This window comes from Pseudomonas sp. TWI929 (genome assembly GCF_039673335.1).
GTDB lineage: Bacteria > Pseudomonadota > Gammaproteobacteria > Pseudomonadales > Pseudomonadaceae > Aquipseudomonas.
On the sequence record NZ_JBDJLK010000024.1, the window covers coordinates 21,929 to 41,883 of the forward strand.

Sequence of the window (19,955 nt, forward strand, 5' to 3'; positions counted from 1 at the left end):
GCAGCAATCCGGATAGCGGTACTAATCGTCTGCGAGCTTGCAGGCCCGGTCGCTGCTTGGGCAACGACAGAGCCAGACTAGGCCGCCCAGAAAACCACCGCAATGGCGCAAAGGCGGTTGAAAGCTATTTCAGAAACGGCCTACACGCAATGGGAAAAAGCTGATTACTTCCTCGCATAAAGGGTCGCAACGCCAGCCATGGCAACCCCTTCGCAGCCAGATACATTTTCAAACGCTTCGCCGGCAGACAGCCCTGCGAACTTATTGAAGGATGGTGCTTTCTTGCGGCTTGACCCATCCACACCACCAGGCCCAGCACTCCTCCTACCACAGAGCTAGCAGAGGCATATGCACATCTTTCGAGGCATCCTCGCCGCCCTAAGCGCAACACTGATCCTGAAAGTCGCGACCGTCGTACCTGCCCTGGTCTTGGCCGACATCATTGACAACCTGGCCACCTCAGCCGCGTCTTCCCAGCTTCTGCTCGGAGCCTTCATATGCCTGGTAGCATTACAAGCCTCAATGACCCCTTTGCAAGCCTGGTGCCTGGCGCGGCTTTGCCAGGAACGCGTGAAGCAACTTTCCATTCGCTGGTGCCGCGCATTGCTGGACAAGCGCTTCGAGGCCTATGGACAACTCCATGGCGGAACACTGGTAAAAGTGCTGGATAGGGGCATTACCGCACAAGAGCGGTGGTTAGGCTTTCTGATTGGTTCGGCATGGCCGGTGCTTGCCGAAGCTGCAGTGCTGATAACGCTCTTTGCATACCTGGGGGCTACTTCGGTATTGATCGGCCTCATCCCATTGAGCCTGGCTTACCTGTGGGTCAACGATCGCCTGGTGCGCTGGCGCCGGCCTCACATCGAGGCAGTGAACGCGCGCGAGGATGAACTGGCGGAACAATGGGTGGATACCTTCGCCAGCGCCGCAACAGTCAAACTGGAAAAGGCCGAGGATGCCGCGATGCTCCCGGTCAACCAGACGCTCTCGGACTATGCCGATTCAGCAGTGCGGGTAGCTCACAGCGGGGGCTGGGTTCAGGGCTTGCGCACATTGTTCATTGGCCTGGGCAGCGGCGGTTTGCTCATGTGGGGCATCCATGATCAGGCGCTGGCAACACCGCAACTGAGCTTGGGCGAGCTGGTTGCTCTCTTCACCTTAGTGAGTGGCTTGCTGGCAGGGGTTGCACAACTGGCCGAGGCCTGGCGCCTACTAGACCAGTTCAGGCTCGACAAACGCAAACTCGAACACTGGCTCCAGCTCCCCTCGTTCGGCCCGACACATTCTGCTGAGGCGGTGTCGCTCGAGCATGACGCGCAGTTGCGCATCACCCCGTGCCAGCTGAGCACTCGGAACACGGTGCAACTGCAAATCGAAGAACCCTTGGTCCTGCACAAAGGAGAACGGGTCGCGCTGGTCGGACCCAGCGGAGGTGGTAAATCGACACTTCTGCACGCGCTGGCAGGAACGATATTCCCGTTGCGCAAGGATGTTCACCTGCAAGGCAGGTGCCTGGCGTCGCTCGACGCTAGTGAACAGTTCGGGCGCTTACGGCTCTGCCCTCAGGATGCGCATTTCATACCCGGCCCCCTGCCCCGCGCGGTACTGTTCGAACAGCCTCATGATCGCGCTCAAATCGAACAATGGCTTGAACGGCTGGGATTGGGCAAAGTCTGGTACGAACTTGATCTGGATGCACGCGCAGAATCGATTTCCGGCGGCGAAGCACGCAGGCTGACGCTGCTACGCCTTCTTAATCAGCCTGGGGAATTCAATTTCTTTGACGAACCCACAGCCGGGCTCGATGCCGGATCGGCTGAGCGCACCTGGGATCTGTTGTTCGAGGCATTCAAAGGGAGAGGGCTGGTTTGCGTGACGCATGATCAGAGCGCGCTGTCGCGGTTTGACCGGGTTATCACCATGAGCGGGGGGCGGATCATCAGCCAAGTGCAAACGAACATCGCTCAGAATCCACAGCTAGCGGGCGCACCGCATACCTTGTAGGAGCGGCCTTGCGTCGCGATGGGCTGCGCAGCAGCCCCAGCACTTTTTGCATCTTCGCTGAAATCCTGGGGCTGCTCTGCAGCCCATCGCGACGCAAGGCCGCTCCTACAGGGGTCCCTGCTAGCTCAATGAGTTATTCATCATCATCGAAGTTATACATCCCCGGCGCCAAGTTCTCGAAACGGGTGTACTTGCCGATAAACGCCAGGCGCACAAAGCCGATCGGGCCGTTACGCTGTTTACCAATGATGATTTCCGCCACGCCCTTGTGCTCGGTCTCGGGGTGGTACACCTCGTCGCGGTACACGAACATGATCACGTCGGCGTCCTGTTCGATTGCACCGGACTCACGCAAGTCGGAGTTCACCGGGCGTTTGTTCGGGCGCTGTTCCAGCGAGCGGTTCAGCTGCGACAGGGCGATGACCGGGCAGTTGAATTCCTTGGCCAGGGCCTTGAGCGAGCGGGAAATCTCGGAAATCTCGTTGGTACGGTTGTCACCGGCCGAACCGGGGATCTGCATCAGCTGCAGGTAGTCGACCATGATCATGGCGATTTCGCCGTGCTCACGGGCCAGGCGGCGGGTACGCGCGCGCATTTCCGACGGGCTGATGCCGGCGGTATCGTCGATGAACAGCTTGCGGTCGTTGAGCAGGTTCACCGCCGAGGTCAGGCGCGGCCAGTCGTCGTCGTCCAGCTGGCCGGAACGCACCTTGGTCTGGTCGATACGGCCCAGCGACGAGAGCATACGCATGATCAGCGACTCACCTGGCATCTCGAGGGAGAACACCAGAACCGCTTTGTCGGTACGCAATACGGCGTTTTCCACCAGGTTCATGGCGAAGGTGGTCTTACCCATCGACGGACGACCAGCCACGATGATCAGGTCGGCGGCCTGCAAGCCGCTGGTTTTCTCGTCCAGGTCGGTGTAACCGGTGGAAATACCGGTGATGTCGCTGTCGGAGTTGAACAGCGTATCGATACGGTCGATGGCCATGGCCAGCAGGTCGTTGACACCTACCGGGCCACCGGTTTTCGGGCGCGCCTCGGCGATCTGGAAGATCTGCCGCTCGGCATCGTCGAGAATTTCTGCAGCGTTGCGCCCTTGCGGGTTGAACGCGTTGTCGGCGATGTCGGTACTGATACTGATCAGCTGGCGCAACGTGGCCCGCTCGCGAATGATCGCGGCATAGGCCTTGATGTTGGCCACAGACGGGGTGTTCTTGGCCAGCTCAGCCAGGTACGCCAGGCCGCCGATTTGCGAGGACAAGCCTTCCTTGTCCAGCTGCTCGTGCAGGGTAACCACGTCGAATGGCTGGTTGGCGTCGGCCAACTTGTGCACGGCACGGAAGATCAGGCGGTGGTCATGCCGGTAGAAATCGCCATCCGACACCTGGTCCAGCACCCGCTCCCAGGCGTTGTTGTCCAGCATCAGGCCACCGAGCACGGCCTGTTCGGCCTCGATGGAATGCGGCGGCACCTTCAGGGCTGCGGTTTGCAGGTCTAGCTGTTCGGAAGTGGTGATCTCGTTCATGGCCACGAAAGAATTCTGGAGTACGAAAAAGACAAAGGGCACGGCCTGTAAAAAACAGGACCGTGCCCGATGTTAACCGCCTGACTCACAAGGAGCCAGCCAGTCAGCGCAGCTTAGGCAGCTACGACGACCACACGTACGGTGGCTTCAACGTCGCTGTGCAGGTGCACGGCTACGTCGTATTCGCCAACCTGACGGATGGTGCCGTTCGGCAGACGAACTTCAGCCTTGGCCACTTCAACGCCGGAGGCGGTCAGGGCGTCAGCGATGTCGTGGGTGCCGATCGAACCGAACAGCTTGCCTTCGTCGCCAGCAGTGGCAGTGATGGTCACTTCCAGCTCGGCCAGTTGGGCAGCGCGGCTTTCAGCCGAAGCTTTCTTGTCAGCGGCTGCTTTTTCCAGCTCGGCGCGACGCTCTTCGAACGCAGCCAGGTTGGCGGCGTTGGCAACGGTGGCCTTGCCGAATGGCAGCAGGAAGTTACGGCCGTAACCAGCCTTAACTTTTACTTTGTCGCCCAGGTTGCCCAGGTTAGCGACTTTTTCCAGCAGGATCAGTTCCATTTGGTAAAACCTCTTAACTTTTAACCTTCACCGTTCGCGGAGTCATTCCCCTTGGGGGACTTGCGACCGCGAAAATCAATCAGGCTGTCGACAATGGCCAAGACCACCAGCAACGGATAAATCAGCTGCATGATCAGCGGCAGCGTCACGTACATGCCCACCAGCCAGAAACCGGCCAGTCGGCCCTGTGCCACCAGCCCATGCATCAAGGCGATGCCGGCCAGCACCAGTACCAGGCTGGAAGCCGATGCCAGGATGATGAACTGCGGGCCGATAAACGGCGCCACCACCATCACTGCCACCAAGACCGCCATGGTCTGTTTCGGCAACTTCAGTTCGCGAAACTCGCGACCAAAGCCTCCAGGGTTGTACAACGCTGCCTGCCAGTAGCGCGCCAGCATCAACGCCAGCACACTGAACAATTGCACCGTCACTGCTGTGGAAGCGACCAGCACAGGGCGGATCAGCTCACCGGAGAGCACCGGTTGCCCTTCGATTTGCGGCATGGCTTCGGCAAACGCCTTGGCCAGCACATCGAAGGTTTGCGCCAGCGCCAGATCAAGCACGAGGCTAAACGCCACGGCGAACACGGCACTGGCGAGCAACACCCGGCTCCAGGGATGCTCGGCACGCAACATGGCGGCCAGGGCCAGGGCACCCGCAATCACCAGAAAGGTGATGGGATCGCCCATGACCCACACGGCCAGCCCGGCCAGCAGGCCGCCGGCGATGACCGATGTAGCATCCTTGAACCCACGCCGCAGCAGCACAAGGCTGCTGGCAGCGGCACTCAACCAGAACAGCAGCGGCAGTACCGCGCTGATGACCACCACCAGGGTGGCCTGCACACGACCGCGCATGATGAAACTTGCTAACGCTCGCATGCTAATCCCTTACTGCTTGTCGACGACCCGGTCTCAGCGGCCGTGGCTGTCGGTGTAGGGCAGCAGGGCCAGGAAGCGGGCGCGCTTGATAGCGGTAGCCAGCTGACGCTGATAACGAGCTTTGGTACCGGTGATACGGCTTGGAACGATCTTGCCGGTTTCGGATACGTAAGCTTTCAGGGTGTTGAGATCTTTGAAGTCGATCTCTTTCACGTCTTCAGCAGTGAAGCGGCAGAATTTACGACGACGGAAGAAACGTGCCATTTAATAGGCTCCTCTAAAGGTCCGTGGATTACTCGTCAGCGTTATCGCTGGAGTCGCTGTCATTGCTGTCGTCGCCTTCGGCGGAGTCAGCATGCTCAGGACGCTCGCGACGCTCACGGCGCTCGCTGCGGTTCTCTTCAGCCTTCAGCATCTCGGACTGGCCGGTAACGGCTTCGTCGCGACGGATGACCAGGTTACGGATAACGGCATCGTTGTAGCGGAAGTTGTCTTCCAGCTCGGCCAGGGCCTTGCCGGTGCACTCAACGTTCAGCATCACGTAGTGAGCCTTGTGAACATTGTTGATTGCGTAGGCCAGTTGACGACGGCCCCAGTCTTCCAGGCGGTGGATCTTGCCACCATCTTCTTCGATCAGCTTGGTGTAACGCTCAACCATGCCGCCGACTTGCTCGCTCTGGTCCGGGTGAACCAGGAAGATGATTTCGTAATGACGCATGAATGCTCCTTACGGGTTAGTAGTCTGCCAGGGAATCTGGTCAGACAAGGAGTGAATGACACTGTATGTCTTGCACGGAGGGGAGGCACATGAGCGCCTGCCAGCTCGGCAAGGGGCGCAATTGTAGAGAAGCTGGGGCGCACAAGCAAGGTGATTGGTGATTATTTGAACAGCCAGAAACATATTCACAGGCTGCCGGCCCTTTCGCGGGTTCACCCGCGAAGAGGCCGGTACAGGCTAAAGGTCAGCGCTTGGCCTGACGCTGACGCACGGCCTCGAACAGGCACACGCCCGTCGCCACCGACACGTTCAGGCTGCTGACGCTACCGCCCATCGGCAACTTCACCAGGAAATCGCAATGCTCGCGGGTCAGCCGGCGCATGCCCTTGCCTTCCGCGCCCATGATCATCACCAGCGGCCCGGTCAGGTCTTGCTGGTAGATCTCCTGCTCGGCTTCGCCGGCGGTACCGACCACCCACAGGCCACGCTGCTGCAACTTCTCCAGCGTACGCGCCAGGTTGGTCACGGCCACCAGCGGAATCACCTCGGCAGCGCCACAGGCCACCTTGCGCACAACCGGGGTAAGGGTTGCCGACTTGTCCTTGGGCACGATCACTGCCGTGGCACCCGCCGCATCGGCGGTACGCAGGCAGGCACCGAGGTTGTGCGGGTCGGTCACACCGTCCAGCACCAGGATCAGCGGCGGCGTTTCAGTGCGCTCAAGCAGTTCCTCGAGCATCAACTCGCCCCACACCTGGCTCGGGCTGACCTCGGCCACAACACCCTGGTGCACGCCCTCGACCCAGGCATCCATCTCACGGCGCTCGGCCTGGCCAACCGCCACGCGGTTTTCTGCGGCCAGCGCCAGCAGCGCTTGCAGGCGTGGCTCGCTGCGCCCTTCCGACAGCCAGATCTGCTTGACCCGCTTCGGATGGTGCTGCAGCAATGCCTGCACGGCGTGCACGCCGTAGATCTTTTCCAGCTGACTCATGGCTTGCTCTTGCTCTTGCGTGGCGCGCCGGACTTCGGCGGGCCTTTACGGTGCTTGGTCGGCTTGCCGGTGGTTTTGCCACCTTTGTCCGACTTGCTGCTGGCATGGCCGCCAGTGCGTGCCTCGCTCATCAGCGCCTTCTTCATTTCGCGGCTCTTGCGCACTTCGGCGTTACGCTGCACGGCGTCTTTCGGGAAGTACGCTTCGGAGGCTTCACTCTTGCGGCTGCGTGGCTTCGGCGTGGCCTTGGCCTCGACCGGGGCAGGCTCGGCCTTTTCGGCAGCTGGCGCGGCGCCGCGCTGCTTGCGGCCAATTGGTGCGGCGAGGGCCTTTTCCGACACCTCGAAGTCGATCTTGCGCTCGTCCAGGTCAACACGCATGACCTTGACCTCGATCGTGTCGCCCAGGCGGAAGCTACGCCCGGTGCGCTCGCCCGACAGGCGGTGGTGCACTGGGTCGAAGTGGTAATAGTCGCCCGGCAATGCACTGACGTGCACCAGGCCTTCTACATAGATGTCGGTCAGCTCGACGAACAGGCCAAAACCGGTCACCGCAGTGATCACACCCGGGAAGGTCTCGCCCACGCGGTCCTTCATGTACTCGCACTTGAGCCAGTTGACCACGTCACGGGTGGCTTCGTCGGCGCGGCGCTCGGTCATCGAGCATTGCTCGCCGAGTTGCTCGAGGGTGTTTTCGTCGTACGGGTAGATACGCGCCTTGGGGATGCTCATGGCGCCGGCACGCTTGACGTGCGGGGTATCGACCTTGGAGCGGATGATGCTGCGGATGGCGCGGTGCACCAGCAGGTCCGGGTAACGGCGAATCGGCGAGGTGAAGTGGGTGTACGCCTCGTAGTTCAGGCCGAAGTGGCCGTTGTTGTCGGTGCTGTACACGGCCTGGCTCAGCGAGCGCAGCATCACCGTCTGGATCAGGTGGAAGTCCGGGCGCCCGGCGATGCTCGCCAGCAGGGCCTGGTAGTCCTTCGGTGACGGGTCCTTGCCCTTGTGCAGGGTCAGGCCCAGTTCGCCAAGGAAGGCACGCAGTTTTTCCAGGCGCTCCGGTGGCGGGCCATCGTGCACACGGTACAGCGCCGGTACGCCATGCTTCTGCAGGAACTCGGCGGTGGCCACGTTGGCCGCCAGCATGCACTCCTCGATCAGCTTGTGGGCGTCGTTGCGCACGGTCGGGCGGATTTCCGCGATCTTGCGTTCGTCGCCGAAGATGATGCGGGTTTCTTGGGTCTCGAAGTCGATGGCGCCACGGGTGTGACGGGCATCCACCAGCACCTTGTACAGGTTGTACAGGTTCTTCAGGTCCGGCACGACTGCCTTGTACTCTTCACGCAGGGCCTTGCCCTCACGGGTGCGGGCGTGCTCGAGCATGCTGCTGACCTTGTTGTAGGTCAGGCGGGCGTGGGAGTGGATGACGCCTTCGTAGAACTGGTAGTCGACCATTTGGCCGGCTTTGTTCATGGTCATTTCGCAGACCATGGCCAGGCGATCGACGTGTGGGTTCAGCGAGCACAGGCCGTTGGACAGCTCTTCGGGGAGCATCGGCACCACGCGCTCGGGGAAGTACACCGAGTTACCGCGCTGCTGGGCTTCGACGTCCAGGGCCGAGCCGAGGCGCACGTAGCTGGACACGTCGGCGATGGCCACATACAGGCGCCAGCCACCCGAGAACAGGCGCAGCTTGCCCAGCGGTTCGCAATAGACAGCGTCGTCGAAGTCGCGGGCATCTTCACCGTCGATGGTGACGAACGGCAGATGGCGCAGATCGACGCGCTTCTCTTTGTCCTTCTCTTCGACTTCGGAGCGGAACTTGCGCGCTTCCTTGATCACGTCCTTGGGCCAGACGTGCGGGATATCGTAGCTGCGCAGGGCAACGTCGATTTCCATGCCCGGCGCCATGTAGTTGCCGATGACCTCGACCACGTCGCCTTGCGGCTGGAAGCGCGGGGTTGGCCAGTGGGTGATCTTGATCTCGACGAACTGGCCGATCTTGGCGCCACCGTTACGCCCGGCGGTAACCAGCACTTCCTGTTGGATCTTCGGGTTGTCCGGGGTCACGTAGCCAATGCCGCCTTCTTCGAAGTAACGGCCGACCACGCTTTCGTGGGCACGGGAGATGACCTCGACCAGCACGCCTTCGCGGCGGCCACGGCGGTCGACGCCAGAGACACGGGCCAGGCCGCGGTCACCGTCGAACACCAGTCGCATCTGCGACGGGCTGAGGAACAGGTCTTCGCTGCCGTCATCCGGAATAAGGAAGCCAAAGCCGTCGCGGTGGCCGGAGACGCGACCACAGATCAGGTCCAGCTTGTCTACCGGGGCATAAGTGCCGCGCCGTGTATAGATAAGCTGGCCATCGCGCTCCATGGCACGCAGGCGGCGGCGCAGGGCTTCGATCTGGTCTTCGTCGTACAGACCGAACTCGGCCGCCAGTTCCTCGCGTGCGGCCGGTTCGCCACGGTCGGCGAGGCGCTGCAGGATCAGCTCACGGCTGGGAATAGGGTTGTCGTATTTTTCCGCTTCGCGAGCGGCCTCGGGATCGAGGGATTGCCAATCGGCCATCAGAAGGGGTTCACCTTGGGGTATATAGATAGGAATTCTGGCATAGGCGTATTGAAACCGGAAATGTCAGCCTTGGACAGCCCCCGCTGCAGTGCATAGACAGCAGTAATAGGGCTGTGGAATCAACGAGTTGAATTTTTTGAAATTTTTTTTGATTGGGGGCTTTACAGCCTTGGGGAGCGTCCGTATAGTGCGCACCACAACGACGGACAACCTCGAAGTTGCTGAAGTTGTAGTAGAGACGAAAGGCGCTGTAAAGCATCAAGTAATCTCGAATGTGTGCCCAGGTGGCGGAATTGGTAGACGCGCTGGTTTCAGGTATCAGTGACCGCAAGGTCGTGGAAGTTCGAGTCTTCTCCTGGGCACCAAATATTTTCAAGTAACAGATGACCAAGGATCTGTTACTACTGTGTGAAAGCGAACGATAGTCGCCTTCATCAGATGATGCAAAGCTTTGCCCAGGTGGCGGAATTGGTAGACGCGCTGGTTTCAGGTATCAGTGACTTAACGGTCGTGGAAGTTCGAGTCTTCTCCTGGGCACCATACAAAAACCCACTAGCTTGCTAGTGGGTTTTTTCTTGTCTGCGATTTTTGTATCCCTCCTCTCTCGGTCACAGGTGCAAACCTGTTCCGACCTCTTCGCGGGCACGCCCGCTCCCACAGGATCATCACAGGCCGTTCGGCTAGCAAAATACCTGTGGGAGCGGGCGTGCCCGCGAAGAGGCCAGCACAGCCAACACACCTTCAAGGCTGTTACACCATCGTCTGCCCCATGAATTTCTCGTCACCCGGCCACTTGAGAAACGATTTCGTTTACCATTGTTTCCAAATATGTAGCCGTAAGCGAGGAAGTACCCGCATGACGATCCGCCCGCAACCGCTGATGCGCACCTTGGCCGCCGCCGTGCTGAGCCTGGTCATCGGCGCACCGGCCGCCATGGCAGACGCACCGGTCACCCTGACCATGTACAACGGTCAGCACAAGGAAATCGGCGAAGCCATTGCCAAGGCCTATGAGGCCAAGACCGGCATTCACATCAATATCCGCAAGGGCAGCAGCAACCAGCTGGCCAGCCAGATCATCGAGGAAGGCGAGCGCTCGCCGGCCGACATCATCTACACCGAAGAGTCCCCGCCGCTGAACAACCTCGGCGAACTGGGCCTGCTGGCGAAAATCGACGACGCTACCGCGAACATGATGCCCAAGGAGTACGTTGGCGCCAACGGCACCTGGATGGGCATCACCGCCCGTACGCGCATCGTCGTGTTCAACCCGAAGAAGGTCGACGAGAAAGACTTGCCGACCACAGTGATGGACTTCGCCAACCCCGAGTGGGAAGGCCGCGTTGGCTACGTACCGACCAGCGGTGCCTTCCAGGAACAGGCCGTGGCCATCCTGAAAATGCATGGTCGTGAAGCCACCGAAGAATGGCTGACCGGCCTGAAAGCCTTTGGCAAGACCTATACCAACAACATGGTCGCACTCAAGGCCGTGGAGAAAGGCGAAGTCGCCGCCGTGTTGGTGAACAACTATTACTGGTATGCCCTGGAGCGCGAGCGCGGCAAGCTCGACTCCAAGCTGTACTACCTGGCCGACGGCGATGCCGGCAACCTGGTGACCATCTCTGGTGCCGCCGTGGTCAAGGCCAGCAAGCACCCGAAAGAAGCCCAGGCGCTGCTGAACTGGATGGCCAGCGAAGAAGGCCAGCGCGTGATCACCCAGACCACCGCCGAATACCCACTGCACAAGGGCATGGTCTCTGACCGTGGCCTGAAGCCGTTCGAAGAGCTGCGCCCGCCAAAAATTTCGCCGGCTGACCTTGGCAATGCCGAGGAAGCCATCGAGCTTGAACGCGAGGTCGGCCTGCTCTGATGACCGCCGCCATGTCCGAGCCGGTGCGGGCACGCTTCGTACCGCGCCGCAAACGCCCCTCCATCTGGGTGGTGCTGCCTGTGCTGTTCCTGGTGGCGATGAGCCTGCTACCGCTGGCCTATGTCGCCATCAAAGCCTGGGAAGCCGGCTGGCGCGAAGCCTTGCACCTGCTGTGGCGGCCCTTTGTCTGGGGGCTGATGCGCAACACCCTGATGCTGATGGTCGGGGTGACACTGACCTGCATGGTGGTTGGCCTGGCGTTGGCCTGGCTGCTGGAACGCAGCAACCTGGCCGGCCGCCGGCTGTGGGGCGTGGTGCTGTGCCTGCCATTCGCCGTACCGTCGTTCGTCAGCAGTTTCACCTGGGTATCGCTGAGCTCGGACTTCGAAGGGCTGGGCGGGGCAATCATGGTCATGGCCCTGTCCAAGTACCCACTGGTGTTCCTGCCGGTGGCCGCAACCCTGCGCAACCTCGACACCTCGCTGGAGGAGTCGGCGCGCACACTGGGTTGCAGCCGCTGGGGCGTGCTCAGCAAGGTCACCCTGCCGCTGCTGTGGCCGTCGATGCTCGGCGGCGCGCTGCTGATTGCCCTGCACATGCTGGTCGAGTTTGGCGCACTGTCGATCCTCGGCCTGCAAACCTTCACCACGGCGATCTACCAACAGTTCGAACTGGAGTTCAGCAATGCCAACGCAGCCATGCTGTCTGCCGTGCTGCTGGTGATGTGCCTGGTGATGCTGTGGCTGGAATTGCGCGTACGCGGCAAGGCCCGCCATGTGCGCATCGGCCAAGGTGTGGCGCGGCGCGCGCAACCGGTGCGGCTGCGTGGCTGGGCGGTGCTGGCGCAGCTGTTCTGCGTGAGCCTGGCGGTGCTGGGCAGCGGTATTCCGCTGGCCATGCTCGGCTACTGGCTGAGCGTTGGTTCGTCGGCGGCGTTCCCGGTGGCGGCCATCTCCAAGGCGCTGTTCACTTCGCTGTCGGTATCGCTTGGCGGTGCTGGCTTCTGCGTACTGCTGGCCCTGCCGATCAGCTTCCTGGTGGTGCGTTATAAAGGCCGCCTGGCGATCTGGGCCGAGCGCCTGCCGTACCTGCTGCACGCCCTGCCCGGCCTGGTGATTGCCCTGACCCTGGTGTTCTTCGCCCTGCACTACGTGCCGGCGCTGTACCAGACCACGGCGTTGTTGCTGCTGGCCTATGCGCTATTGTTCCTGCCGCTGGCGCAGTCGCCAGTGCGCACCGCACTGAACAAGGCTTCGCCAACGCTGGAAGAAGCCGCGCGCACCTTGGGCGCGAGCAGCTTTACGGCGTTCTGCCGGGTGACCTTGCCAATCATCTTCCCGGCCATGGCGGCGGCCTTTGCCCTGGTGTTCCTGGATGCCATGAAGGAGCTGACGGCGACCCTGCTGCTCAGCCCGACTGGCATGACCACCCTGGCGACCGAGGTGTGGGCGCATACGGCAAACGTCGAGTTTGCGGCAGCTGCGCCTTATGCGGCGCTGCTGATCGTGGTGTCGGGGTTGCCGGTTTACCTGCTGACAACGCGGATGTACCTGAACAAGGCCTGAACCACGCCGCCCTCCAGGCCTGCGCAGTACCTGTGGGAGCGGCCTTGTGTCGCGATAGGGCTGCGCAGCAGCCCCAGGATATCGGCGCCGACACAAAGACTGCTGGGGCCGCTACGCGGCCCTATCGCGACACAAGGCCGCTCCCACAAAAGACCGCATCGGCATGATCAGGCTCGGAACTGACCTAAGCTCGCCCGCAGCTGCGCTGCCAAATCATCCAGCACCTTGCTACTGGCCGTAGTCTGCATCACCACTTCAGCCGAGCGCTCGGCCTGGGCATGAATGGTCTCTACCCGCCCACGCACCGCCTGTGCCCCGCTCGCCTGCTGCTCAGCCGCCCGGGTCGCCAGACCGATGGCCGCATGCACCTGTTCCACGGCCACCTGCACAGACTGCTGACGGCGCTCGTTGTCACGCAGCACCAGCAGCCCTTCGCTGGCCTTGAGCCCAGCCTGGCTGATGGTGGCCACGGCCTCCTTCGCACCTTTCTGCAACGCGGCGATATGCGCCTGGATATCCCCCGTGGAGCTTTGCGTCTTGCTCGCCAGCGCCCGCACCTCATCCGCCACCACGGCAAAGCCACGCCCGGTTTCGCCAGCCCGGGCCGCTTCGATAGCGGCGTTCAAGGCCAGCAGGTTGGTCTGCTCGGCGATGCCGTGGATCACCGTAAGCACCACTTCGATCTGCTCACTCTGCTTTGCCAAGCGCTCGATCACCTGGGAGCCGGCGTCCACCTGCCCGGCCAGGTTCTCGATCAAACCGGCCAACTGCGTCGAGGTGCGACTGTTCTCATCAGTAGCCTGGCGGATATCCACCACCTGCTGCAGGGCTGCCTGCATAGCGTGGCTTTCGGCCTGGGCTTCGTCGGCCATGCTCGACAGGTCGCGCAGGCTAGCCGCCACTTCGTCGCGCTGTAGCGCGGCAGCAGCATCGGCACCGGCATTGCGCTGAGCCATCGCGCCAATCTCGACGCCAGTGCGCTGCGCCACCTCGCCCGCCTCGCGCACGATCGGCTGCAGTTTGTCGACAAAGCGGTTCACCGCCGAGGCCATGTCGCCAATTTCGTCGCGGCTGTCGAGCGGCACGCGCTTGGTCAAGTCGCCTTCGCCGGCGGCCAAGTCGTCGAGGGCAGCAATCAACAGGCGCAGCTTGCTCAGCACCCGGCGACCAAGCACCACGGCCACCACCAGCAACACGCCCAGGCCTACCAGCACCAGGCCCAGGCCGATGCGCCAGCGCAGCTGCGCAGCAGCATCGCGCACGGTCTGCGCGGTGTTGGCCTGCATGGCGGCAGCACTGCCCTGCGCCTTTTCCAGGCGCTCGCGCAGAGTCTTGCCACTGTCGGCGGCAGCGCCGACCAGGCTGTCGCCAACCAGTTGTTCACCGCTGGCGATCAACGCCGCGAAGCGCTGGTCGAGAGCCTTGAGTTCCTGATCGATGCCAGCCGTGGAAACCCCCATCACCACCTTGCCGATTTCGGCGCCGTTGGGGTTGATCGGGGCTTCGACGAAGTACACCGCTGGGTCACGCCGGGCCGCATCGATCACCTTGTCCAGCGCGCGCTCGCCCTGGCCCTTCTCCATCAATGTCTGGTTGATCGGGTTCTGCCGGTTCAGGTAGCGGGTAAGGTGCTGGCCCTGGGCGTCGTCGTAGACAACGAACAGCACGTTGGGGTTGCGCTGGGCACGTCGGGCGAAGTCGGAAAGCACCGGCACGTCGTTATCCCAGATCGCCCGCGGGGCGACCGAAGCCAGCAGCTCGGCCATGTCGTTGGCAGAGTCCTTGAGGTTCTTCTCCAGGGTGCTGCGCAGTTGTTGCTGCTCGCTTTGCAGGCGGGCAGACAAACCGGCACTCAAGCGCTGGCGGGTGCTGCTGGAAAGGCCGTCGAGGCCCGAGCGAACATCTTGCCCGGCTTGCTCCAGCTCGGTGGCGAGCTGGCGGCTGTCATTGCCCAGGCGCTGACCAAGATCGGCCTCCAGCGCGGTGATCGTGCTGCGGGTGAGCGCAACGGCAACCAGCACCTGCACCAAAAGAGCGATACCAAGGGCAACAAACACAGGCCGCAAAAGGCGGCTTCGTAACAGTGAGAGGATGGCAGACACGGTGTAACCCTCGTGTTTTCTGGCGCCACTATTTTGATGGCATCATCAGACGTTTCTTACAGCAAGGGTTGTGCCGGGGACAGCAGGGATAAACGCCAAGGTTTAGCAATGGGGGTTGCCTGTGGGCTGGCTTGTCGGCGACGGGGCCGGTGCAGGCATACCCCACAAATGAAAACGCCGCAGCCCCTTTCAGGGCCACGGCGTCAGATCAGCCTGGAAGGCAGATCAGGCGAACGGGTGACGCAGCACGATGGTCTCGTTGCGGTCCGGGCCGGTGGAGATGATGTCGATCGGCGCGCCGATCAGGTCTTCGATGCGCTTGATGTAGGCGCGAGCGTTGGCCGGCAGTTCTTCCAGGGTTTTCACGCCCACGGTCGACTCGCTCCAGCCTGGCATCTCTTCGTACACTGGCTCCAGGCCGATGTAGCTGTCGGCATCGGAAGGCGCGTCGATGACAGCACCGTTCTCGTTCTTGTAGCCAACGCAGATGTTGATGGTTTCCAGGCCGTCCAGTACGTCCAGCTTGGTCAGGCAGATGCCCGAGATGCTGTTGACGTCGATGGCGCGACGCAGGATGACGGCATCGAACCAGCCGCAACGACGGGCACGGCCGGTGGTGGAGCCGAACTCGTGGCCACGCTTGGCCAGGGTAGCGCCGGTCTCGTCGAACAGTTCGGTCGGGAACGGACCGGAACCTACGCGAGTGGTGTAGGCCTTGGTGATACCCAGGATGTAGTCCAGGTACATCGGGCCAACGCCGGAGCCGGTGGAAATACCGCCAGCAGTGGTGTTGGAGCTGGTGACGTACGGGTAGGTACCGTGGTCGATGTCCAGCAGCGAGCCCTGGGCGCCTTCGAACATGATGTCCTTGCCGGCGCGGCGCAGGTTGTGCAGCTCGGCGGTGACGTCGAGCATCATCGGCTTGAGCTGCTCAGCGTAGGCCATGCACTCGTCCAGGGTCTGCTGGAAGTCGATGGCCGGCTCTTTGTAGTAGTTCACCAGCTGGAAGTTGTGGTAGTCCAGCAGCTCACCCAGCTTGGCGGCGAAACGCTCGCGGTGGAACAGGTCGCCTACGCGCAGGCCGCGACGAGCAACCTTGTCTTCGTAGGCTGGGCCGATACCACGGCCAGTTGTGCCGATCTTGGCTTCGCCACGGGCTTTTTCGCGGGCCTGGTCCAGGGCCACGTGGTACGACAGGATCAGCGGCGCAGCCGGGGAGATGCGCAGGCGCTCACGCACCGGTACGCCCTTCTCTTCCAGCTTGGTGATTTCACGCATCAGGGCGTCCGGGGCAACGACCACGCCGTTGCCGATCAGGCACTGTACGCCTTCACGCAGGATGCCCGAGGGAATCAGGTGCAGAACGGTCTTTTCACCGTTGATCACCAGGGTGTGACCCGCGTTGTGGCCACCCTGGTAGCGCACTACGGCGGCAGCATGTTCGGTCAGCAGATCGACGATCTTGCCTTTGCCCTCATCACCCCACTGGGTGCCCAGGACGACGACATTCTTACCCATTACATTGGTCCTCATTCACGCAAACTTGGTTGCCGGCCTGTTGCCGACGCAGAAACTCACTGGGCCAGCGGCAGAACCTGCCAGCGCCCGTCTTGCTGAATCAATTGCCGATCACAATCCGCCTCGAGAGCAGCACTCAACGGCTGGCCAGGCAAAGCCTGGACCACACGCTGGCCCTCGTTGCGCAACTGGCAGACTTGCTGCCAGAGGGCCGCGTCGCCACTGTCCGGCATCCAGATGCCGCCAGTTGGCAATACGACCTCCGCTCGCCCCAGTGTGACCAGGGTCTTCAAATCCGTGGAGAAACCGGTGGCCGGGCGCGCCCGGCCAAAATCGGCGCCGATGTCGTCGTAGCGGCCGCCCTGGGCGATCGATTGACCTTCGCCAGGCACGAACACCGCGAACACCACGCCGGTGTGGTAGTGGTAACCGCGCAGCTCGCCGAGGTCGAAATACAGCGGCAGGTCCGGGTAGCGCGAGGCCAGGCGATCGGCGATCGCCAGCAGGTCGTCCAGCGCCGCCAGCACGCTGGCCGGGGCTCGACCCAGGCGCACACGGGCTTCAGCCAGCACTTCGCGGCCACCGCACAGCTCGACCAGCGCGCGCAGCATGTTGCCCAGGTCCTTCGGCAGGTCGGCGGTCAGCGCCTGCACTTCATCGACGGCCTTGCGTTGCATGGCATCGAACAGCTGTTGCTCGACCGCACCGGACAGCCCGGCGGCACGGGCCAGGCCGCGGTAGATACCGACGTGGCCAAGGTCCATGTGCACATCCGGTACATCGGCCAGCTGCAAGGTGGCGAGCATCAGGCTGATGACTTCCACATCGCTGGTAGGGCTGGCGTCGCCGTACAGTTCGGCACCCAACTGGATCGGGCTGCGCGAAGTGGACAGTGCACGCGGCTGGGCGTGCAGCACGCTGCCGGCATAGCACAAGCGGCTCGGGCCTTCACGGCGCAGGGTGTGGGCGTCGATGCGCGCCACCTGCGGGGTGAAGTCGGCGCGGAAGCCCATCAGGCGGCCGGACTGCGGGTCCACTACCTTGAAGGTACGCTGATCCAGGTCCTGGCCGGCGCCGGTAAGCAGCGACTCCAGGTACTCGATATGCGGGGTGACGACCAGTTCGTAGCCCCAACTCTGGAACAGGTCCAACACCTGGCGGCGCGCGATCTCGATGCGCGCAGCCTCAGGTGGCAGTACTTCCTCGATGCCATCTGGCAGCAGCCAGCGGTCTACCGTTGCCATTACGCCATTTCCCCTCTGGTCCGGGCGGCTTGCCAGCAGGCGAGCCGTCAGTAAAGCCGGTATCGCGCACAGCAGCGGGCAGCACTGATCCCAGCGCAGCCACCGTACCCGATACCCTCAAATTGCCTTGCGAGCTGACCAAACCGTCGACTGGCGCTTTGCCAATCAACCTTGCAGACGCAAAAAAGCCGGGAAATTTCCCGGCTGCCTCATCATACACCCCTTTTCATTCAGGATGCACCCCGCCTGGTGTTTTAGCTGCCCGGCGGGGCGCTGCTGCATGAAAATCAGGGCCTGAGCATCAAGGCCTGCTCTTGTCCAGGTAGCGGAAGAACTCGTTCTTCGGGTCCAGGACCAGCACGTCGCTCTTGCTTGAGAAGCTCTCGCGGTAGGCCTGCAGGCTACGGTAGAACGCATAGAAATCGGCGTCCTGGGTGTAAGCCTTGGCGTAGATGGCGGCCGACTGGGCATCGCCGTCACCACGGGTTTCTTCTGCTTCGCGATAGGCCTCTGCCAGCAGTACACGGCGCTGACGGTCGGCATCGGCACGGATACCTTCAGCCAGCTCGTTACCCTTGGCGCGGTGCTCGCGGGCTTCACGCTCACGCTCGGTGCTCATGCGGTCGAACACGCTGCGGTTGACTTCCTTCGGCAGGTCGATGGCCTTGACGCGCACGTCGACCACCTCGATACCCAGCTCCTTGTTGGCCATACGGTTCAGCGATGCCGTGATGTCAGCCATCAGTGCGTCACGTTCACCGGAAACCACTTCGTGCAGGGTACGTTTACCGAACTGGTCACGCAGGCCGCTTTCCAGGCGACGCGACAGACGCTCGTCGGCGATCTGCTTCATGCCGGAGGTAGCGGTGTAGAAGCGTTCGGCGTCCTTGACGCGCCACTTGGCGTAGGCGTCGACCATCACCGCTTTTTTCTCCAGGGTCAGGAACCGCTGGGTCGGGGCGTCGAGGGTCATCAGACGGGCGTCGAACTTGCGCACCTGGTTCACGTACGGAATCTTCACGTGCAGGCCCGGCTGAACATCTGCCTGAACCACCTTACCGAAGCGCAGCAAAACCGCACGCTCGGTCTGGGACACGATGTAGAAACTGTTCCAGGCCACAATGGCCAGGACCACGGCGGCGATCAGGGCGATCAGCGATCTATTGCTCATCAGCGGCTCTCCCTAGTGCGCAGCGGCTGCTGTTGCTGTTGCAGGTCCTGCGCCGCACGGGCGGCCGCATCGTTGGCCGATGGCGACACGCTGGTGGTTGGCGCGGACGGGTTGCGGCTGCCTTCGACCATCTTGTCCAATGGCAGGTAGAGCAGGTTGCTCTGCCCGTCCTTGGTCGCCACCATGACCTTGCTCGACTTGCTGTAGACCTCTTGCATGGTCTCCAGGTACAGGCGCTGGCGGGTCACGTCAGGTGCCTTGCGGTACTCACCCAGCAGCTTGGTGAAGCGGTCGGCCTCACCCTTGGCGCGGGCGATGACTTCGTCGCGGTAACCGTTGGCGTCCTCGATGATGCGCTGGGCCTGACCACGGGCTTCCGGCACCACGCCATTGGCGTAGGACTCGGCCTGGTTGCGGGCGCGCTGCTCGTCTTCACGGGCACGGATTACGTCATCGAAGGCTTCCTGCACTTCACGCGGGGCTGCCGCGCTCTGTACGTTGACCTGGGTGACGCTGATACCGGTACGGTAGTTGTCGAGGAAGCGCTGCAGGCGTTCGCGGATATCCACGGCCATCTGCTCACGGCCTTCGGTCAGCACCTGGTCCATCGAGGTGGAACCCACCACATGGCGCAGGGCGCTGTCGGTCGCGTGTTGCAGGCTCACCTCAGGCTGGTCGACGTTGAGCACGAAGTCCTGCAGGTTGCTGATCTTGTACTGGACGGTCAGCGGCACCTCGACGATGTTCTCGTCTTCGGTCAGCATCTGGCCCTGCTTGGTGTAGGCACGCTCACGCGTGACGTTTTCCATGTACTTGCGATCGATCGGCGGGAAGTAGATGTTCAGGCCGGGGCCGACCGTCTCATAGTACTTGCCGAAGCGCAGCACCACGGCCTGCTCCTGCTCGTCGACCACGTACACGGCACTGTACAGCCAGATGGCAGCCAGCACCGCCAGGCCGATGCCAAGCAGGCCCAGGCCACCGCCCTTGCCGGCATTGCGATCAGCACCGCCACGTTTTTTGCCACTGCCGAACATGCCGTTCAGGCTGTCCTGCAATTTGCGGAAGGCCTCGTCCAGATCCGGCGGACCTTTCTTGTCCCCACCACCGCCACCGCCACCACGGCGGCCGCCCCAGGGATCCTGATTGTTCGAGTTGCCACCCGGCTCGTTCCAAGCCATAGCGCTCTCCATCTGATAAAGCAAAGACGCGCCCACGGCG

At 62.2% G+C, this 19,955-nt stretch carries 15 protein-coding genes and 2 tRNA genes; 5 read left to right on the top strand and 12 right to left on the bottom strand.

From position 1 onward, the window contains the following. Positions 1 to 348: 348 nt before the first annotated feature. A complete protein-coding gene (locus ABE456_RS12560; RefSeq protein ID WP_346644212.1) occupies positions 349 to 2,004 on the top strand; it encodes an ATP-binding cassette domain-containing protein in 1,656 nt (551 codons plus the stop codon). 133 nt (positions 2,005 to 2,137) lie between these two features. Here ABE456_RS12560 and dnaB read toward each other — a convergent pair whose 3' ends face one another. From dnaB to rnr, 7 genes are all read right to left on the bottom strand, one after another. Then, positions 2,138 to 3,535 carry a replicative DNA helicase gene (gene dnaB / locus ABE456_RS12565; RefSeq protein ID WP_346644213.1) on the bottom strand — a complete coding sequence of 466 codons (1,398 nt, stop codon included), beginning with the start codon at positions 3,533 to 3,535 and terminating at the stop codon, positions 2,138 to 2,140. Between the two features lie 113 nt (positions 3,536 to 3,648). Further along, complete coding sequence (gene rplI, locus ABE456_RS12570; protein ID WP_003249568.1) at positions 3,649 to 4,095, bottom strand: 50S ribosomal protein L9; 447 nt, start codon at positions 4,093 to 4,095, stop codon at positions 3,649 to 3,651. A 20-nt stretch (positions 4,096 to 4,115) separates the two neighbouring features. After that, complete coding sequence (locus ABE456_RS12575) at positions 4,116 to 4,979, bottom strand: hypothetical protein (RefSeq protein ID WP_346644214.1); 864 nt, start codon at positions 4,977 to 4,979, stop codon at positions 4,116 to 4,118. 33 nt (positions 4,980 to 5,012) lie between these two features. Further along, on the bottom strand, positions 5,013 to 5,243 hold the full coding sequence (rpsR, locus tag ABE456_RS12580; protein WP_003249563.1) for a 30S ribosomal protein S18: 231 nt from the start codon (positions 5,241 to 5,243) through the stop codon (positions 5,013 to 5,015). Between the two features lie 28 nt (positions 5,244 to 5,271). After that, the gene (gene rpsF / locus ABE456_RS12585) at positions 5,272 to 5,697 is read right to left on the bottom strand and encodes a 30S ribosomal protein S6 (RefSeq protein WP_003249557.1); all 426 of its coding nucleotides are present in this window, start codon (positions 5,695 to 5,697) and stop codon (positions 5,272 to 5,274) included. 244 nt (positions 5,698 to 5,941) lie between these two features. Next, a complete protein-coding gene (gene rlmB, locus ABE456_RS12590; protein WP_110745923.1) occupies positions 5,942 to 6,688 on the bottom strand; it encodes a 23S rRNA (guanosine(2251)-2'-O)-methyltransferase RlmB in 747 nt (248 codons plus the stop codon). After that, positions 6,685 to 9,261, bottom strand: coding sequence for a ribonuclease R (gene rnr / locus ABE456_RS12595; RefSeq protein WP_346644215.1), 2,577 nt, complete (start codon positions 9,259 to 9,261; stop codon positions 6,685 to 6,687). Before rnr ends, rlmB begins: the two co-directional genes overlap by 4 nt. Before the next feature lie 281 nt (positions 9,262 to 9,542). On the opposite strand from rnr, the gene ABE456_RS12600 reads away from it, so the two are divergent. The 4 genes from ABE456_RS12600 (at position 9,543) to ABE456_RS12615 (ending at position 12,699) form a co-directional block, all read left to right on the top strand. Then, positions 9,543 to 9,629: transfer RNA gene (locus ABE456_RS12600), tRNA-Leu, on the top strand. Between the two features lie 88 nt (positions 9,630 to 9,717). Further along, a tRNA-Leu gene (locus ABE456_RS12605) sits at positions 9,718 to 9,804 on the top strand. 316 nt (positions 9,805 to 10,120) lie between these two features. After that, positions 10,121 to 11,134, top strand: a complete 1,014-nt coding sequence (locus tag ABE456_RS12610) for an extracellular solute-binding protein (RefSeq protein WP_346644216.1) — start codon at positions 10,121 to 10,123, stop codon at positions 11,132 to 11,134. Further along, positions 11,134 to 12,699 (top strand): iron ABC transporter permease, encoded by a 1,566-nt coding sequence (locus ABE456_RS12615; RefSeq protein WP_346644217.1) that lies wholly within the window; start codon positions 11,134 to 11,136, stop codon positions 12,697 to 12,699. Before ABE456_RS12610 ends, ABE456_RS12615 begins: the two co-directional genes overlap by 1 nt. 167 nt (positions 12,700 to 12,866) lie before the next feature. On the opposite strand, the gene ABE456_RS12620 is transcribed toward ABE456_RS12615, so the two are convergent. The 5 genes from ABE456_RS12620 to hflK form a co-directional block, all read right to left on the bottom strand. Further along, positions 12,867 to 14,801, bottom strand: a complete 1,935-nt coding sequence (locus ABE456_RS12620; RefSeq protein WP_346644218.1) for a methyl-accepting chemotaxis protein — start codon at positions 14,799 to 14,801, stop codon at positions 12,867 to 12,869. 225 nt (positions 14,802 to 15,026) lie between these two features. Beyond that, positions 15,027 to 16,319 carry an adenylosuccinate synthase gene (locus ABE456_RS12625; protein ID WP_016712316.1) on the bottom strand — a complete coding sequence of 431 codons (1,293 nt, stop codon included), beginning with the start codon at positions 16,317 to 16,319 and terminating at the stop codon, positions 15,027 to 15,029. A gap of 56 nt (positions 16,320 to 16,375) precedes the next feature. Beyond that, a complete protein-coding gene (locus tag ABE456_RS12630) occupies positions 16,376 to 17,563 on the bottom strand; it encodes an ATP phosphoribosyltransferase regulatory subunit (RefSeq protein WP_003249540.1) in 1,188 nt (395 codons plus the stop codon). A gap of 301 nt (positions 17,564 to 17,864) precedes the next feature. Beyond that, entirely contained in the window at positions 17,865 to 18,734 is an 870-nt protein-coding gene (hflC, locus tag ABE456_RS12635; RefSeq protein ID WP_346644219.1) for a protease modulator HflC, read from the bottom strand. Beyond that, positions 18,734 to 19,915 (bottom strand): FtsH protease activity modulator HflK, encoded by a 1,182-nt coding sequence (gene hflK / locus ABE456_RS12640; protein WP_346644220.1) that lies wholly within the window; start codon positions 19,913 to 19,915, stop codon positions 18,734 to 18,736. Before hflK ends, hflC begins: the two co-directional genes overlap by 1 nt. Between the last annotated feature and the right edge of the window lie 40 nt (positions 19,916 to 19,955).

Bases quoted from the DNA above. Each gene is read 5' to 3' on its own strand.
- ABE456_RS12560 (WP_346644212.1), top strand. From the start codon at position 349: ATGCACATCTTTCGAGGCATCCTCGCCGCCCTAAGCGCAACACTGATC.
- dnaB (WP_346644213.1), bottom strand. From the start codon at position 3,535: ATGAACGAGATCACCACTTCCGAACAGCTAGACCTGCAAACCGCAGCC.
- rplI (WP_003249568.1), bottom strand. From the start codon at position 4,095: ATGGAACTGATCCTGCTGGAAAAAGTCGCTAACCTGGGCAACCTGGGC.
- ABE456_RS12575 (WP_346644214.1), bottom strand. From the start codon at position 4,979: ATGCGAGCGTTAGCAAGTTTCATCATGCGCGGTCGTGTGCAGGCCACC.
- rpsR (WP_003249563.1), bottom strand. From the start codon at position 5,243: ATGGCACGTTTCTTCCGTCGTCGTAAATTCTGCCGCTTCACTGCTGAA.
- rpsF (WP_003249557.1), bottom strand. From the start codon at position 5,697: ATGCGTCATTACGAAATCATCTTCCTGGTTCACCCGGACCAGAGCGAG.
- rlmB (WP_110745923.1), bottom strand. From the start codon at position 6,688: ATGAGTCAGCTGGAAAAGATCTACGGCGTGCACGCCGTGCAGGCATTG.
- rnr (WP_346644215.1), bottom strand. From the start codon at position 9,261: ATGGCCGATTGGCAATCCCTCGATCCCGAGGCCGCTCGCGAAGCGGAA.
- ABE456_RS12610 (WP_346644216.1), top strand. From the start codon at position 10,121: ATGACGATCCGCCCGCAACCGCTGATGCGCACCTTGGCCGCCGCCGTG.
- ABE456_RS12615 (WP_346644217.1), top strand. From the start codon at position 11,134: ATGACCGCCGCCATGTCCGAGCCGGTGCGGGCACGCTTCGTACCGCGC.
- ABE456_RS12625 (WP_016712316.1), bottom strand. From the start codon at position 16,319: ATGGGTAAGAATGTCGTCGTCCTGGGCACCCAGTGGGGTGATGAGGGC.
- ABE456_RS12630 (WP_003249540.1), bottom strand. From the start codon at position 17,563: ATGGCAACGGTAGACCGCTGGCTGCTGCCAGATGGCATCGAGGAAGTA.
- hflC (WP_346644219.1), bottom strand. From the start codon at position 18,734: ATGAGCAATAGATCGCTGATCGCCCTGATCGCCGCCGTGGTCCTGGCC.
- hflK (WP_346644220.1), bottom strand. From the start codon at position 19,915: ATGGCTTGGAACGAGCCGGGTGGCAACTCGAACAATCAGGATCCCTGG.